At 66.3% G+C, this 16,124-nt stretch carries 14 protein-coding genes; 3 read left to right on the top strand and 11 right to left on the bottom strand.

Annotated elements, in window-relative coordinates; genetic code table 11:
• Positions 1-46: 46 nt before the first annotated feature.
• The 11 genes from AAW00_RS04130 to AAW00_RS04080 form a co-directional block, all read right to left on the bottom strand.
• Positions 47-352, bottom strand: a complete 306-nt coding sequence (locus tag AAW00_RS04130; protein WP_047003011.1) for a hypothetical protein — start codon at positions 350-352, stop codon at positions 47-49.
• A gap of 51 nt (positions 353-403) precedes the next feature.
• Positions 404-1,132: an RNA methyltransferase gene (locus tag AAW00_RS04125; RefSeq protein WP_047003010.1), complete on the bottom strand. Its 729-nt coding sequence runs from the start codon at positions 1,130-1,132 to the stop codon at positions 404-406.
• Entirely contained in the window at positions 1,125-1,595 is a 471-nt protein-coding gene (gene nrdR, locus AAW00_RS04120; protein WP_047003009.1) for a transcriptional regulator NrdR, read from the bottom strand. The genes AAW00_RS04125 and nrdR overlap by 8 nt, the downstream gene beginning before the upstream one ends.
• Positions 1,596-1,601: 6 nt before the next feature.
• Entirely contained in the window at positions 1,602-1,832 is a 231-nt protein-coding gene (locus AAW00_RS04115) for a hypothetical protein (protein WP_047003008.1), read from the bottom strand.
• Positions 1,833-1,930: 98 nt separating this feature from the next.
• The gene (gene glyA / locus AAW00_RS04110; protein WP_047003007.1) at positions 1,931-3,241 is read right to left on the bottom strand and encodes a serine hydroxymethyltransferase; all 1,311 of its coding nucleotides are present in this window, start codon (positions 3,239-3,241) and stop codon (positions 1,931-1,933) included.
• Positions 3,238-3,687: a ribose 5-phosphate isomerase B gene (gene rpiB, locus AAW00_RS04105; protein WP_047003006.1), complete on the bottom strand. Its 450-nt coding sequence runs from the start codon at positions 3,685-3,687 to the stop codon at positions 3,238-3,240. The genes glyA and rpiB overlap by 4 nt, the downstream gene beginning before the upstream one ends.
• A gap of 120 nt (positions 3,688-3,807) precedes the next feature.
• Positions 3,808-5,607 carry a DEAD/DEAH box helicase gene (locus AAW00_RS04100; protein ID WP_047003005.1) on the bottom strand — a complete coding sequence of 600 codons (1,800 nt, stop codon included), beginning with the start codon at positions 5,605-5,607 and terminating at the stop codon, positions 3,808-3,810.
• Positions 5,608-5,731: 124 nt separating this feature from the next.
• Positions 5,732-7,768: an RNA polymerase sigma factor RpoD gene (gene rpoD / locus AAW00_RS04095; RefSeq protein WP_047003004.1), complete on the bottom strand. Its 2,037-nt coding sequence runs from the start codon at positions 7,766-7,768 to the stop codon at positions 5,732-5,734.
• A 10-nt stretch (positions 7,769-7,778) separates the two neighbouring features.
• Positions 7,779-9,680 carry a DNA primase gene (dnaG, locus tag AAW00_RS04090; RefSeq protein WP_047003003.1) on the bottom strand — a complete coding sequence of 634 codons (1,902 nt, stop codon included), beginning with the start codon at positions 9,678-9,680 and terminating at the stop codon, positions 7,779-7,781.
• A gap of 5 nt (positions 9,681-9,685) precedes the next feature.
• On the bottom strand, positions 9,686-10,444 hold the full coding sequence (locus AAW00_RS04085; RefSeq protein WP_241461623.1) for a hypothetical protein: 759 nt from the start codon (positions 10,442-10,444) through the stop codon (positions 9,686-9,688).
• Complete coding sequence (locus AAW00_RS04080) at positions 10,441-10,893, bottom strand: GatB/YqeY domain-containing protein (protein ID WP_047003521.1); 453 nt, start codon at positions 10,891-10,893, stop codon at positions 10,441-10,443. Before AAW00_RS04080 ends, AAW00_RS04085 begins: the two co-directional genes overlap by 4 nt.
• A gap of 160 nt (positions 10,894-11,053) precedes the next feature.
• On the opposite strand from AAW00_RS04080, the gene carA reads away from it, so the two are divergent.
• From carA to carB, 3 genes are read left to right on the top strand one after another with little or no spacing between them, the layout of a single operon-like run.
• Positions 11,054-12,238 (top strand): glutamine-hydrolyzing carbamoyl-phosphate synthase small subunit, encoded by a 1,185-nt coding sequence (gene carA, locus AAW00_RS04075; RefSeq protein ID WP_047003001.1) that lies wholly within the window; start codon positions 11,054-11,056, stop codon positions 12,236-12,238.
• Complete coding sequence (locus AAW00_RS14865) at positions 12,235-12,756, top strand: hypothetical protein (protein WP_156169915.1); 522 nt, start codon at positions 12,235-12,237, stop codon at positions 12,754-12,756. Before carA ends, AAW00_RS14865 begins: the two co-directional genes overlap by 4 nt.
• Positions 12,740-16,063 (top strand): carbamoyl-phosphate synthase large subunit, encoded by a 3,324-nt coding sequence (carB, locus tag AAW00_RS04065; RefSeq protein ID WP_047002999.1) that lies wholly within the window; start codon positions 12,740-12,742, stop codon positions 16,061-16,063. Before AAW00_RS14865 ends, carB begins: the two co-directional genes overlap by 17 nt.
• Positions 16,064-16,124: the final 61 nt, after the last annotated feature.

The following is a 16,124-nucleotide window of genomic DNA, read 5'->3' as shown; positions in this document are numbered from 1 at the left end:
TGAAGTCAAGCGAGGGCGGAACAGAAGATTAGAGTGATGCGGTATGTCAGCGCAGGGCAGGGCGCGAGGCGGAGTTGTGCGCCTGAAGTATCGCGCGGAAGCGACGGTCTGCCGATTCGTCCTGCGCGATGCGGTCCGAAACCTGCTGCCATTCGTCCGCGGTAATACAGGCCCTGCTGTAGTCGAAACGACCTTCTGGCAGGTCCATGCAGTAGAGCCGCGCTTGCGCACCGGCTTCGATCAGTATCCGCCCGGCAGGCGACACGAACGTCTCTGGCTGCCGCAAGATTTCGGCATCGAGAGCGACAGGCATGATGACGACCGACATAGAGGCCAATGCAAGCAGGTTCATCGCAAGTCTCCTTCGAGCGAATAAGCGCTATAGGCAGTCTGAGCAGAATTGTCAGTTGTCTTCGCGCCTTGCCTTTTCCAGCGTCGAGAGGACGCCGCGCATGGTCCGCACTTCGAGGTGGTTCCAGCCGGGCTTGGTCAGCAGACCGCGCAGGGTCAGTCGGCTGGCTTCGGCACGCGCTTCGGGGAAGAAGTAGTTGCGCGGTTCGAGCAATTTTTCGAGATGCCCGATCAATCCCTCCAGTTCCTCCTGCGGGGCAGGTGGAAGCAGGTCCTCGGCAGTAGGCACGGCGAGGTCCGCAGTCTTGGAAAGCTCGTAGGCCACGAGGATCACCGCCTGCGCCAGGTTGAGCGAGCCGAACTGAGGATTGATCGGGGCGGTCACGATGGTGCGGGCCAGCGCCACGTCCTCGGTTTCCAGGCCCGATCGTTCCGGTCCGAACAGGAAGGCGCTGCGCCCGGCCTGCGCGGGTACCTCACGCGCAGCCTGTTCCGGCGTGAGCACGGGCTTGGTCACGCCGCGCTTCCTGACGGTAGTGGCATAGACGTGGGCGCAATCGGCTACGGCCTCGGCCGTCGTCTCGAATACCTTTGCGCGTTCCAGCACCACGTCTGCGCCCGAGGCGGCGGGGCCGGCGGCGGGGTTGGGCCAGCCGTCGCGCGGGGCGACGAGGCGCATCTCCGTCAGCCCGAAATTGAGCATTGCCCGTGCCGCCTTGCCTATGTTCTCGCCCAGTTGCGGGCGGACCAGCACGATGACGGGACTCCCGTCGTCAGACACCCGCGTCGCCCCCGACGTCCTTTACCGAGCTGGCGAATTCCTCGAAATCGCGCGCCTCGGAGAAGTCGCGATAGACGGATGCGAAGCGGATGTAGGCGACGGAGTCGATCTGCCTGAGGCCGTCCATAACCAGCGCGCCGATGCGCGAGGACGGCACCTCGCTCTCGCCCGCGGTTTCCACCTGCCGCTGGATGCCGGACACCAGGCGGTCGAGCCGATCCTGCTCGACCCCGCGCTTGCGGCAGGCGAGGGCCACCGATTGCTCCAGCTTCATGCGGTCGAAAGGTTCGCGGCGGTCGCCGGATTTCACCACCGTCACCTCGCGCAGTTGCACGCGCTCGAAGGTGGTGAAGCGCGCGCCGCAGCCCTCGCACTGGCGGCGGCGACGGATCGCGGCGCTGTCCTCGGTGGGGCGCGAATCCTTTACCTGGCTGTCGTCATGCGCGCAGTAGGGACATCGCATGGCAGGTTACGGGCGCACGCGCTTGTACAGCATGAAGCCCGCACCCGCGATGAGGCCGATCGGCCAGGTGACGATGGGCAGGATGCCCGCCGCCACCGCGCCCACGCCCGCGCCGATAAGGACGGGCTTGGTGCTGGGATGGGCCATGCCCTCGCGGCCCATGGCCTTGGCTTCCTCGACCGCATCCTTGAGGATGTAGCGGTCGATGGGGTCGTCGTCGCGTCGCGGGTCGGTCATGGGCCTGTTACCTTTACGAATTGCTGGCGGGCCGCCTGGTCCCGCTCGTCCCTTGCGCCACATGGCCATTGCGCCCTGCGATGGCAAGGCGCGCGAGATTAGCGGCCTGGATAGACCGGGAAGGCCTCGCACAGCTCGCTCACTTCGCGGCGCACGCGCTCTTCCACCTGCGCGTCCCCGTCCTCGCCGTTGCGGCTCATGCCGGAAACGACGTCGGCGATCAGCGCGCCGATGCGGCGGAACTCGGCCACGCCGAAACCGCGCGTCGTGCCCGCAGGCGTACCGAGGCGCACGCCGCTGGTGACGAAGGGAGAGCGAGGATCGAAGGGGATGGCGTTCTTGTTCGTGGTCAGCAGCGCGCGGTCGAGGCCCTTTTCCGCCGCCTTGCCGGTAACGTCGGTGGAGGTCAGGTCGAGCAGGACGAGATGGTTGTCGGTCCCGCCCGAAACCACGCTCAGCCCATGTTCCTGCAGGCTGCTGGCAAGCGCCTTGGCGTTCTCCGCGATGGCGGCGGCATAGGCGCGGAATTCCGGCCGCAGCGCCTCGCCGAAGGCCACGGCCTTGCCGGCGATGGTGTGCATCAGCGGGCCGCCCTGAAGGCCGGGGAAGATCGCCATGTTGAGCGGCTTGGTGAACTGCTCGTCGTTCCACAGGATGATGCCCGAGCGCGGACCGCGCAGGCTCTTGTGCGTGGTGCTGGTGACGATGTGCGCGTGGGGGAAGGGCGAGGGGTGCGCATGGCCCGCCACCAGCCCGGAGAAATGGCTCATGTCCGCCAGCAGCACGGCGCCCACCTCGTCGGCGATGCGGCGGAATTCGGCGAAGTCCCAAAGGCGCGGATAGGCGGTGCCGCCGCAGATGATGAGCCTGGGCTTGTGCTCGTGTGCTAGGCGTCGCACCTCGTCCATGTCGATCAGGCAGTCCTCGCGCCGCACGCCGTAGGGCACGACGTTGAACCACTTGCCGCTCATGTTGACGGGCGAGCCGTGGGTCAGGTGCCCGCCGCTGGCGAGGTCGAGACCCATGAAGGTGTCGCCGGGGTTGAGCAGGGCGAGGAACACCGCCTGGTTCATCTGGCTGCCGGAATTGGGCTGAACGTTGGCGAACTGGCAGCCGAACAGCTGCTTTGCCCGCTCGATGGCAAGCGTCTCGACCTCGTCGGCGAACTCGCAGCCGCCGTAGTAGCGCTTGCCGGGATAGCCTTCCGCATACTTGTTGGTGAACACACTGCCGCAGGCCTCGAGCACGGCGGGGCTGGCGATGTTCTCGCTGGCGATGAGCTCGATACCGTGGCGCTGACGGCCCAGTTCCTTGCCGATCAGGCCGAAGATCGCGGGATCGGCCTCCTCCAGGCTATCGTGCCAGAAGCGGTCGAGCGGCGAGGCGGAGGCGGCGGGCTGGGTGCTCATTGGGCGGACTCCTGAACGGTGTAGTGCAGCTTGTCGACGCGGCGCTGGTGGCGGTCGCCAAGGAAATCGGTGGAGAGGAAGGCGGTGAGGCAGGCCTTGGCCATTTCCGGGCCGATCAGCCGCGCGCCCATGGCGATGGCGTTGGCGTCATTGTGCGAACGGGAAAGCTCGGCGGATAGCGGCTCGCTCACCAACGCGCAGCGCACGGCCGGATTGCGGTTGACCGCGATGGCGATGCCGATGCCGCTGCCGCACAGGGCCACGCCGCGCTCCGCCGTGCCGTCCGCGACGACCTCGGCCAATTTGTAGCCGTAGTCCGGATAGTCGACGCTGCTCTCGTCGTGCGGGCCGAGATCGGCAACTTCGTGTCCGGCCTCGATCAGCCAGTCCCGCAATTCGGCTTTGAGACCCACGGCGGCGTGGTCGGAAGCGATGGCGATACGCATGACGTCAGGATCTCCGCGGGGCAGCTTGCGATGCCGCGCCACATAGAGCCTCGACCCGCGACCCGCCACCGCAAATGCCCTTTGTCCCCGACAAGTGGCTCTGCTGGCGCGAGGAATGCGTCAACCGCGCGCGCGGGGCGGCCCTTTCGGCTTGAAGGTCTTGCCCTTGAAGCCGGGCTTGCCGGGCTTGCGGTCGCCGAACGGTTTGCCCTTGCGATGCGGCTTGGCATCGACGCGCGGCCGGGCGGAGTTCCCTGCGTTGTCGGTGCGCCCGGCGCGGCGGTTCTGGCGCGCTTCCATGCGCGGGCCCTCGGCGCTGCGCTCGATGGCGATGCTCTCCTCGCCGGCGGAGATTTCGGCCGCGGCGGTGCGCATGACGGCATCGGCGAAGCGGTCGGCGATGGCCGTGGGAATCTGCACGAAGGTCTCTTCCGGTCCCACGCGGATGGCGCCGATCTCGTTGCGCGAGATATGCCCGCGGCGGCAGACGAGCGGCAGGATCCAGCGCGCCTCGGCATTCTGGCGGCGGCCGACGGAGAGGCGGAACCACTGCACGTCCTCGAAGCCGGGGCGGTGACGTTCGGCTTTGGCGGCGGCGCGGGCCTCGGGCGTGTTCTCGGCCAGCTCCTCGGGCTGCGGCATCGAAGAGCGATGGGCGGAGACGAGGGCAAGGGCGATGTCCTCGGCGCTCTTGCCCGCCATCAGCCGCTCGGCGAGCGCGCGGTCCTCGTCGTCGCTTTCGACCGGCTGCATCAGCCGCTCGAGCAGGCGCTCGTGATCCTGCTTGCGGATCATCGCGGCGGTGGGCGCGTCGGTCCATTCGGCCTCGACCTTGGCCTGCCGCAGCAGAGTCTCCACCCGGCGACGGCGCGGGTAGGGGGTGACGATGACGGCGGTGCCCTTCTTGCCCGCACGACCCGTGCGACCGGACCGGTGCTGGAGCGCCTCGGGATCGCGCGGAATCTCGACGTGGATGACGAGGCTGAGGCTCGGCAGGTCGATCCCACGCGCGGCGACGTCGGTCGCCACGCAGACCCGCGCGCGACGGTCGCGCAGCGCCTGCATGGCCTGGTTGCGTTCGGCCTGCGTGTGCTCGCCCGATAGCGCCACGACCGCGAAGCCGCGCTCCTGCAGGGTGGCGTGGAGATGACGCACGTTGTCGCGCGTGGCGCAGAACAGCATCGCCGTGTCCGCCTCGTGATAGCGCAGCAGGTTGACGACCGCGTTCTCGATCTCGTGCGGGCTGACGGTGACGGCTTGATAGGCGATATCGCCATGCCCGCGGCTGTCGCCGACGGTGGAGATGCGCAGGGCATCGTTCTGGTAGCGGCGGGCTAGGTTGACGATCTGGCTCGGCAGCGTGGCCGAGAACAGCAAGGTGCGGCGGCCCTCGGGCGTCGAATCGAGGATTTCCTCCAGCTCGTCGCGGAAGCCCATGTCGAGCATCTCGTCCGCCTCGTCGAGCACCGCGACCTTGAGCTCGGAGAGGTTCAGCGCGCCGCGCTCCAGGTGGTCGCGCAGGCGGCCGGGCGTACCGACCACGATGTGCGCCCCGCGTTGCAGGTTGCGCCGTTCCTTGCTCGCATCCATGCCGCCGACGCAGGTGACGACGCGCGCCCCGGCTTGGGCGTAGAGCCACGTCAGTTCGCGGCTGACCTGCAACGCCAGTTCGCGCGTGGGGGCGACGATCAGCGCGGCAGGACCGTCCGCCGGCTCGACGAAGCCTGCGCCGCCGATGAGCTGGTCGGCCATGGCGAGGCCGAAGGCGACAGTCTTGCCCGATCCGGTCTGCGCCGAGACAATGAGATCGCGCCCGGCGGCCTCCTCGGCCAGAACGGAGGACTGGACGGGCGTCAGCTCCTCGTAGCCGCGTTCAGCGATGGTCGCGGCAAGCGCGGGAGGTAGGTTGGCGATGGTCATTGCTGAAAACTCTGATGGTTCGGCCACGGGGGCCGGGAAAAAGGAAAGAGGCCGGGCGAGCCTCAGCCCGCCCGGCCTGCGAATTGTTGCGCCCGGCGCAGGAGCGCCGCGAGCGGGTAAGGCCCTACTGGTCGAGGAAGCTGCGCATCTTGCGGCTGCGGCTCGGGTGCTTGAGCTTCCTCAGCGCCTTGGCCTCGATCTGGCGGATGCGTTCGCGAGTGACCGAGAACTGCTGGCCGACTTCCTCCAGCGTGTGATCGGTATTCATGCCGATGCCGAAACGCATGCGCAGCACGCGCTCCTCGCGCGGGGTGAGGCTGGCGAGCACGCGGGTGACGGTTTCCTTGAGGTTCGCCTGGATCGCCGCGTCCACCGGGATAACGGCGTTCTTGTCCTCGATGAAATCGCCAAGGTGGCTGTCTTCCTCGTCGCCGATGGGCGTCTCGAGCGAAATCGGCTCCTTGGCGATCTTCATCACCTTGCGCACCTTCTCGAGCGGCATGGAAAGACGCTCGGCCATCTCCTCGGGCGTGGGCTCGCGGCCTTGCTCGTGGAGGAACTGGCGGGAGGTGCGGACCAGCTTGTTGATCGTTTCGATCATGTGGACCGGGATGCGGATCGTGCGCGCCTGGTCGGCGATCGAGCGGGTGATCGCCTGCCGGATCCACCAGGTGGCATAGGTGCTGAACTTGTAGCCGCGACGGTACTCGAACTTGTCGACCGCCTTCATCAGGCCGATATTGCCTTCCTGAATGAGATCAAGGAATTGCAGGCCGCGGTTCGTATACTTTTTCGCGATTGAGATGACGAGGCGCAAGTTCGCCTCGACCATTTCCTTCTTGGCGATACGGGCCTCGCGCTCGCCCTTCTGCACCATGTTCACGATGCGGCGGAACTCGTCGAGGCTCATGCCGGTCTGGCTGGCGATGTCGGCGATCTCAACGCGGATGCGCTCGATGGCGTCGGCCTCGTTCTCGGCGAAGGCCTGCCACTTTTTGTCCTTCTTGGCCTTGGCCTTCATCCAGCCGTCGTCGAGCTCGTTGCCGACGTAGCTTTCGAGGAAGTCGATGCGCTTGACCTTGTGCCGCTCGGCCAGGCGCAGCATCTGCCCGCCGAGCGCGGTCAGGCGGCGGTTGAAGGCATAGAGGTTGTCGACCAGGTACTCGATTTTGGTCGCGTGGAACTGCACGGACTCGACCTCGGCCGTCAGTTCCTCGCGCAGCGCCTCGTACTTGGCTTCCTTTGCGGCGGGGAAGGCTTCGCCGCTCGCCAGCACCTCGACGCGCTCGTTCTGCAGCTTCTCGAAGGTCTTGAAGAGGCTGGTGATCTTGGCGAAGCGCTCCAGCGCCTCCGGCTTCAACGCGGCTTCCATCTGAGCGAGGGACATGGTGTTGTCTTCCTCGTCGTCGTCGTCGCGCCGCTTCGACGAAGAGCCTTCGCCGTCCTCGTCCTCGTCGCCGTCCTCCTCGTGGTCTTCGACCTCGTCGTCCTCGCGAATGGTCGGACCTGCGGTCGCCTCCGAAATCTCGCCGTCGTCGTCGTCTTCCTCGCCGTCTTCCGACATCTTGTCGACCGGCGGTTCCTTCGACAGCATGGCATCGAGGTCGAGGATCTCTCGCAGCTGCATTTCTTCCGAATTCAGCGCCTCGGACCACATGATGATGGCGTGGAAGGTGATCGGGCTTTCGCACAGCCCGATGATCATGGTGTCGCGGCCCGCCTCGATGCGCTTGGCGATGGCGATCTCGCCCTCGCGGCTGAGCAGTTCTACCGCGCCCATCTCGCGCAGGTACATCCGCACGGGGTCGTCGGTGCGGCCCTCGCCGGCAACGGACTTCTTCTTCTCGGGAACGTGCTGCTTGGCCTCGCCCTGCGATTCGGATCCGGTGGGCGCGATCTCCTCGGGGCCCTCGTCTTCCTCGTCCTCGGCATCCTCGGCGCTCTCGACGATCTGCACGCCCATGTCGGAAAGCGCGGACTGGATGTCCTCGATTTGGTCGGAGCTCATCTCGCCCGAAGGCAGCGCCTCGTTGAGCTCATCGTAGGTGATGTAGCCCTTGCGCTTGGCCTTCGCGATCATCTTCTTGATCGAGCTCTCATTGAGGTCGATCAGCGGTGCATCGTCGGCCGCGTCGTTCGTCTTGGTGGGTTTGCTCGCCATTATCGCCCGGTCAATCCGTTTCCTGTTCCGTCGCTTCTCCCTCAACGGAGAAGGACGCTGAATGCTCCTCGGCCGCCTCGGACGCGGTCCGGGCGGCACGTTCGCGCGCCATCTGCCCCAGACGCGACTCGATTTCCAGCTTTCGTTTCCGCAAGCGTTGCTGCTCGGCGAAAGCGCCTTCCGGATCGGTATCGAAGCGCCGTGTCGCCGCCGCGATTGCCGCATCGAGTGCCGGCCTCTCGACCAGCAGGGATACTGCCTCGGCAAGATCCTGTCGCGCGTCGTCCGGATCGGAACCTTCCATCAGGAAGGAGAAGCGGGCTTTATCCGGCGGCGGAGGCAGGATGCCTGTCGCAGATATGGGCGGATTCGCCCCGGCTTCAAGCGCGGCGGCGTTCTCGAGCAGAAAATCAACTGCTGCTGCGACATCGCGGTCACTCTCGCCCAGCGCCAAGAGACTGTCGGCGTGGGTATGGATCTGGTCAGGATGGCGCAGGAAGCCGTTGAGCACGGCCTGGGCGAGCATGTCGCGAAACGCGCCGCCTGCGGCCTTGCGCAACCGCTCGGTGACCTGCGGGGTTTGCGGCTGCGGGCCGGGCTTGCCGAACCGCCTTCCGGGCGTGAACTGGCGGGGCGCAAACTCGCGCTTGGGAAAGGCGAAGCTGCCGTAGCGATCGAGCAACTCGCGCCGGTAGAGCGAGCGGATGTCGGGATGGCCGACGGCATCGACGTGACCCAGCAGCCGCGCCTTCAGGCCCGCCTTGTCCTCGGGCGAGGCGAGGGGGAGGGCGGCGTGTTCGTGTTCCCAGACGAGGTCCACCAGCGACTTCGGCTCGGCCAGCAACTTCTCCATCGCCGACGCGCCCTGTTGCTTGACGAGGTCGTCCGGATCAAGGCCTTGCGGCAGGGTGACGACGTTCAGCGAATGGCCGGGGCGCAGCAGCGGCAGCACCCGTTCGGCGGCGCGCATGGCGGCGCGGCGACCGGCGGCATCGCCGTCGAAGCAGACCACGGGTTTGTCCGCCATGCGCCACAGCAGCTCGATCTGGTTCTCGGTGAGCGCGGTGCCCATCGGCGCGACGGCATCCTCGATGCCTGCCTGCGCCAGCGCGACCACGTCCATGTAGCCCTCGACCGCGATCACCCGATCGGTCTTGCGCGATGCAGGTCCGGCGCGGTGAAGATTGTAGAGCGTGCGACCCTTGTCGAACAGCGGCGTGTCGGGGCTGTTGAGGTACTTGGCGACACCATCCCGATCCTCGAGGATACGCCCGCCAAACGCGATCACCCGTCCGCGTGCATCGTGGATCGGCAGCATCACTCGGCCGCGAAAGCGCGCGTAGGGCAGCTTTTCCTCGACATCGATCAGCAAACCGGCCTCGACCAGCATGGCGGTGTCGAACCGGCCAAGCGCCTTCACCATCGCCTGCTTGTCGTCGGGCGCGTAGCCGAAGCCGAAGTACTCTATCGTGCGCTGGGTGAGGCCGCGCCGGGCGAGATATTCGCGCGCGCCCACACCCTCGTCCGAGGCGAGGCGGGCGACGAACCAGTCCTGCGCGGCGGCCATGACGTCATGCAGGCTTGCCCGCTTTTCCGCTGCCCTGGCCGCGCGCGGATCGGGGGCGGGGACCTCCATCCCGGCCTCCGCCGCCAGCTCCTTCACCGCGTCCATGAACTCCAGCCCGCGCTGCTCGATCATCCAGTCGATGGCGCTGCCGTGGGCCTGGCAGCCGAAGCAGTGGTAGAAGCCCTTCTGGTCGTTGACGTAGAAGCTGGGCGTGTTCTCCGAGTGGAACGGGCAGCACGCCTTCCACTCGCGCCCCGCGCGCGTCAGCTTGGTGCTACGCCCGACGAGGGTCGACAAGGTGATGCGCGAGCGCAGCTCGTCCAGCCATTGCGGGGAGAGCGCCACCTAGATCATTCCGCCGGGAGGTTCTCCGTGCCTTCCGGCTCGGGCATGGCGGGCGGCCAGGGACCGGAGCCTCGGGCGCGGCCTTCGGCGGTTTCGATCTCGTAGGCCTCGGCCGGGCCTTCGGGCGGCAGTTCGCTCTGCCAGAAGAAGGTGATTTCCTCGCCCGCGGTCCAGCCGTCGCCCTTCTCGATGCGCCAGATAAGCTGGCCGTTGTCGATCTGCACGCCGATGGCATAGCCTTCGCCCAGCGCCGCCTCGGCCTGATCGCGGTCGAAGCCGATGGCGTTGGCAAAGCCGGTGGCGCGGCGGCTGGTGCGGAAGCTGAGGACGGGGCCATCCGCGCCTTCGGCGGGCGTGACGCGGTGAACGTAGGTGAACAGCGCGCCTTCGCCCTGCATCCCGGGCTCGCAGACATTGGTGAAGTCGGCGACGTTGCCGTCATTCTCGCCGGTGGTGGAGATGGGAGCGGGCGGAGCTGGCCGCTCGCTGCTCGTCTCGGGCACCTCGATGGGCGGGCAAGCGACGTAGGATACGATTTCGGCGATGTCGCGGCCCTCGAAGCTGACCGTGCTCGTCACCTCGTCCCCGTCCGGCCCCACGATGCGCGGGCCGAGCTTCTGCTCGTCGAACCCAGCGGCGATCAGCGTGCGCGGCCCGGCGACGGTGGGCGTCGGGGTGGGAGAGGCGAGCGTCTGGGGATCGGGCTCGCTGTTGCAGGCGACGAGCGCCAGCATCAGCGGCAGTGCGAGAACAGTATGCTTCACGAGAGCGACTCCTTCACCCAGCCGCTGGCCCGGCCCATGTCGAGCTCCTTGCCGTGGCGCGCCTTCAGTTCGGCCATCACGCGCCCCATGTCCTTCATGCCGGCAGCGCCGGTCTCGGCCTTGATCGCCTCGATCGCCGCCTTGGTGGCGCCCTCGTCCATCTGCTGCGGCAGGAACTCCTCGATGACCGCGAGTTCGCCCTTTTCCTGTTCGGCGAGTTCGGTGCGACCGCCTTCCTCGTACATCTGGATCGATTCGCGGCGCTGCTTGGCCATCTTCTGCAGCACGTCGACCACCAGCGCGTCGTCGTCCTCCACCGGCTTTCCGGTGCGCAGTTCGATGTCGCGGTCCTTGATCTTGGCGGCGATCAGCCGCAGCGCGGCGGTGCGTGGGCGGTCGCCCCCCTTCATCGCGGCGACGGTTTCGGTCTTGATGGTGTCCCTCAGCATCGGGCTATCCTGCAATTCGAGTGGCTTGTCGCGCTCCATGTAGCCCCTCGCGTGGATAAGCCAAGCGCCGTGCCAGAAAGCCGGTTGACGGGAACGCCAAGCGTCCCTAGCCGCTGGGACTTAGCACACATCGCCGGTCCAATATCCAACGGGAGCCACCATGGCCTTTCTCGCCTCTTCGCACGCGCAACCCAAGGGAGCGACGGGCGTGATCGTCTTCGCCGACGGCACGGTGGTCTGGGGCAAGGGCTTCGGCGCCAGCGGCTCGGCCGTGGGCGAGGTCTGCTTCAACACCGCGATGACCGGCTATCAGGAGGTGCTGACGGACCCCAGCTACGCCGCGCAGATCGTCACCTTTACCTTTCCGCACATCGGCAACGTCGGCACCAATGCCGAGGATGTGGAGAGCCGGGTCGAGGGCGCGGTCGGCTGCGTGGTGCGCGAGCCGGTGACCGAGCATTCCAACTTCCGCGCGGAGCGGCAGTTCGTCGAATGGATGAAGGACTTGGGGAAAATCGGCGTCTCCGGCGTCGATACCCGCGCGCTCACGCGCCGCATTCGCCTGAACGGCGCGCCCAACGCGGTGATCGCGCACGATCCCAAGGGCAGGTTCGACATCGATGCGCTGCTCCAGCGCGCGATGGAATGGCCGGGGCTGGAGGGCATGGACCTCGCCCAGCGCGTCAGCCGCGAGCACCAGGAGGGCTGGGAAGGCAATTACTGGCGGCTGGGGCAGGGCTATGGCCGCAGCCCGCGTGACGACAAGCGCCCGCACGTCGTCGCCATCGACTACGGCAGCAAGGACAACATCTTCCGCAACCTCGTGCGCGCCGGGGCGCGGGTGACGGTGGTGCCGGCGAAAACCTCGTTCGACGAGGTCATGGCGCTGAAGCCCGACGGCGTGTTCCTCTCCAACGGCCCCGGCGATCCGGCGGCGACAGGCGACTACGCCGTGCCCGTCATCAAGGCGCTGCTGGAGGCGGACGTGCCGCTGTTCGGCATCTGCCTCGGCCACCAGATGCTGGCGCTGGCAGCGGGCGCGAAGACGATGAAGATGCACCAGGGCCACCGCGGCGCGAACCACCCGGTCCAGCGCGTGGGCGAGGCCTGGGGCGACACGACGGGCCTCGTCGAGATCACCAGCATGAACCACGGCTTCGCGGTCGATGCGGATACCCTGCCCGAGGGCGTGGAGCAGACCCACGTCTCGCTGTTCGACGGCTCGAACTGCGGCATCGCGATCAGCGGCAAGAAGGCCTTCGGAGTGCAGTATCATCCGGAAGCGAGCCCGGGACCGCAGGACAGCTTCTACCTCTTCGAGAAGTTCGTGGGGATGTTGGGGTGAAGCGACGCCCACTTCTTGTTACAATTGCGCTCTTGCTCATCGCAGGAAACGCCGCTTTTTTCTTGTTGAAGCCAGCAACGGCTGTTGTCGAACAATCCAATCGCAACGCAGAAGTCGATGTCGAAGAAGTAGCAGCCAATTGGGTTGCTTTCATGCCTGATGTTGAGATGTCGCAACGGCTCGATCCAAAATTCTACGGCGTCCATGCAGGGCCACCACTGAATGACCCTGTCGAAATGATAGATGGCCGACCGGTCTTGCGAATTGCGATGGTCGCCGAGCAATGTGAGATCGATCGATATGCAATCAGAAATGCAAACGATATCGGCGGCGTTATGCCTGAGAGGCTTTTCGCTCAACAATTGTCCGAAAACCAACAAGCTTGCCTCGTCGAAAACCTTCCTGATGGATACCAACTTTCCCGACTGACGAGTCCTGCCATGCCTTCACAAGTGTCGTGGTCTACGGACTTGGTTGATCTAATTGCAGACGAAAGCACCAATGCCCAAACGCACTGACATCTCTTCCATCCTCGTCATCGGCGCCGGTCCCATCATCATCGGGCAGGCCTGCGAGTTCGACTATTCCGGCACGCAGGCGATCAAGGCCTTGCGCGAGGACGGCTATCGCGTTGTGCTGGTGAACTCCAACCCCGCCACGATCATGACCGATCCGGACATGGCGGACGCGACCTATATCGAGCCGATCACGCCCGAGATCGTCGCCAAGATCATCGCCAAAGAGAAGCCCGACGCGCTGCTACCTACGATGGGCGGGCAAACCGCCCTGAACTGCGCCCTGAAGCTGGAGGAAATGGGCGTGCTGGCCGAGCACGGGGTCGAGATGATCGGCGCCAAGGCCGATGCCATCGACAAGGCGGAGAACCGCCAGCGCTTCCGCGAGGCGATGGACAGGATCGGCCTCGAAAGCGCGCGCAGCGGCGTGGCGCACACCATGGCCGAGGCGCTGGAGATCCTCGAGCGCACGGGCCTGCCCTCGATCATCCGGCCCAGCTTCACGCTCGGCGGCACGGGCGGCGGCGTCGCCTACAACAAGGCCGAGTTCGAGCGCATCGTGAAGTCCGGCCTCGACGCCAGCCCCACCACCGAGGTGCTGATCGAAGAAAGCCTGCTCGGCTGGAAGGAGTTCGAGATGGAGGTTGTCCGCGACAAAGCGGACAACGCCATCATCGTCTGCGCCATCGAGAACGTCGATCCGATGGGCGTCCACACCGGCGATTCCGTCACCGTCGCCCCGGCGCTGACGCTGACCGACAAGGAATACCAGATCATGCGCACCGCCAGCATCGCGGTGCTGCGGGAAATCGGCGTGGAAACAGGGGGTTCCAACGTCCAGTTCGCGGTCAATCCGAAGGACGGGCGGCTGATCGTCATCGAGATGAACCCGCGCGTCTCGCGCTCCAGCGCACTGGCATCCAAGGCCACCGGCTTCCCCATCGCCCGCGTCGCGGCAAAGCTGGCGGTGGGCTATACGCTCGACGAAATCACCAACGAGATCACCGGCGCCACGCCCGCCAGTTTCGAGCCGACGATCGACTACGTCGTCACCAAGATCCCGCGCTTCGCGTTCGAGAAGTTCAAGGGCGCCGACAACCAGCTCTCCACCGCGATGAAGTCAGTCGGCGAGGTCATGGCCATCGGCCGCAGCTTCAAGGAGAGCTTGCAAAAAGCCCTGCGCGGCCTCGAAACCGGGCTCGACGGATTCAACCGCGTGCAGAACCTCGAAGGCGCGAGCCGCGACGAGGTGACCGCCGCGCTCAGCAAGGCGACACCCGAACGCCTGCTGGTCGTGGGCCAGGCCTTCCGCGAAGGCTTCACCGTGGAGGACATCCACGCCATCACCCACTACGACAAGTGGTTCCTGCGCCAGATCTGCGAGATCATCCACGAGGAGGGCATGATCGGCCAGAATGGTCTGCCGAATACCGCCGACGAGCTGCGCCGCCTCAAGGCCATGGGTTTCTCCGACAAGCGCCTCGCCACGTTGGCGGTGCGCAGCGTCGGCGTGGCGGGCGGCCTTGCGGAAACGCAGGCGCGCCGCTCCGGCCTGCTCCACGATGCCCTGCGCGCCATGGCCGGGGCCACCAGCGAGGACGAGGTCCGCAAGCTGCGCCAGAAGCTGGGCGTGCTCCCCGTCTTCAAGCGCATCGACAGCTGCGCCGCCGAGTTCGAGGCGGTGACGCCCTACATGTACTCGACCTACGAGACGCCCAGCTTCGGCGAGGCCGAGAACGAGGCCTGGCCGAGCGACCGCGAGAAGATCGTCATCCTCGGCGGCGGCCCCAACCGCATCGGGCAGGGCATCGAGTTCGACTACTGCTGCGTCCACGCCTGCTACGCGCTGGCCGAGGCCGGCTACGAGACCATCATGGTCAACTGCAACCCGGAGACGGTCAGCACCGACTACGACACCTCCGACCGCCTTTATTTCGAGCCGCTGACCGCCGAGGACGTGCTGGAAATCCTGCGCGTCGAGCACAGCCGCGGCACCTTGAAGGGCGTGATCGTGCAGTTCGGCGGGCAGACTCCGCTCAAGCTCGCGGGCGCGCTGGAGAAGGCGGGCATCCCGATCCTGGGCACCAGCCCCGATGCCATCGACCTTGCCGAAGACCGCGAACGCTTCGCCAAGCTGGTCAACAAGCTGGGTCTCAAGCAGCCCAAGAACGGCATCGCCTACAGCCGCGACGAGGCGATGGCCCGCGCGCACTACATCGGGTACCCGGTGCTGCTGCGCCCCAGCTACGTGCTTGGCGGCCGGGCGATGGAGATCGTCGACAGCGACGCGCAGCTCGACGACTACATCGCCACCGCGGTCGAGGTATCGGGGAGCAGCCCGGTGCTGGTCGACGAATACCTTCGCGATGCCATCGAGTGCGACGTCGACGTGCTGTGCGACGGCACGGACGTGGTCGTCGCCGGCGTCATGCAGCACATCGAGGAGGCCGGCGTCCACTCGGGCGACAGCGCCTGCTCGTTGCCCCCCTATTCTCTGCCCGCCGAGATCGTGGCCGAAATGGAGCGCCAGGCACACGAACTGGCCCGCGCGCTAAATGTGGTCGGCCTGATGAATGTGCAGTTCGCGGTGAAGGACGGCGAGGTCTACCTCATCGAGGTCAACCCGCGCGCCAGCCGCACCGTGCCCTTCGTCGCCAAGGCCATCGGCCAGCCCGTCGCCGCCATCGCCGCGCGCATCATGGCGGGCGAGAAGCTGGCCGACCTGCCGGCGATCAAGCGCGAGTTCGATTACGTCGCGGTCAAGGAAGCCGTCTTCCCCTTCGCCCGTTTCCCCGGCTCCGACCCGGTGCTGTCACCGGAAATGAAGTCCACCGGTGAAGTCATGGGAATCGATAGGGATTTTGCCACGGCCTATGCGAAGGCGCAGATGGGTGAAGGATCGAATCTGCCGGGATCCGGGACGCTGTTCGTCAGCGTGAAGGACAGCGACAAGGCCAACATCGTCGCCCCCGTGCGCACGCTCGTCGAGCATGGCTTCCGTGTCGTCGCGACCGGCGGCACGCGCGACTACCTGGCCGATCACGGCGTGGCGGTGGAGCGGGTCAACAAGGTTGCCGAGGGGCGCCCGCACATCGTCGACCTGATCGACGACGGCGAAGTGGCGCTGGTGTTCAACACCACCGAGGGCTGGCAGAGCCACAAGGACAGCCAGTCCATCCGCGCGTCCTCGCTTTCGATGAAGGTACCGTACTACACGACGGCGGCGGCATCGGCGGCGGCGGCACAGGCTATAGTCTCGGTTTCGGCGGACGATCTTGCAGTCAGGAGCCTGCAGGACTATTATAGCTGAGAATTAGAACGTCTCTCCCGCGATAGCCGAACTCCTGATCCGCCATTCCGGCGGGGAAGGG

This window comes from Aurantiacibacter luteus (assembly GCF_001010945.1).
GTDB classification, from domain to species: domain Bacteria; phylum Pseudomonadota; class Alphaproteobacteria; order Sphingomonadales; family Sphingomonadaceae; genus Alteraurantiacibacter; species Alteraurantiacibacter luteus.
The sequence above is the reverse complement of the archived record's forward strand: the minus strand, read 5'-3'. Positions and strand labels throughout refer to the sequence as shown.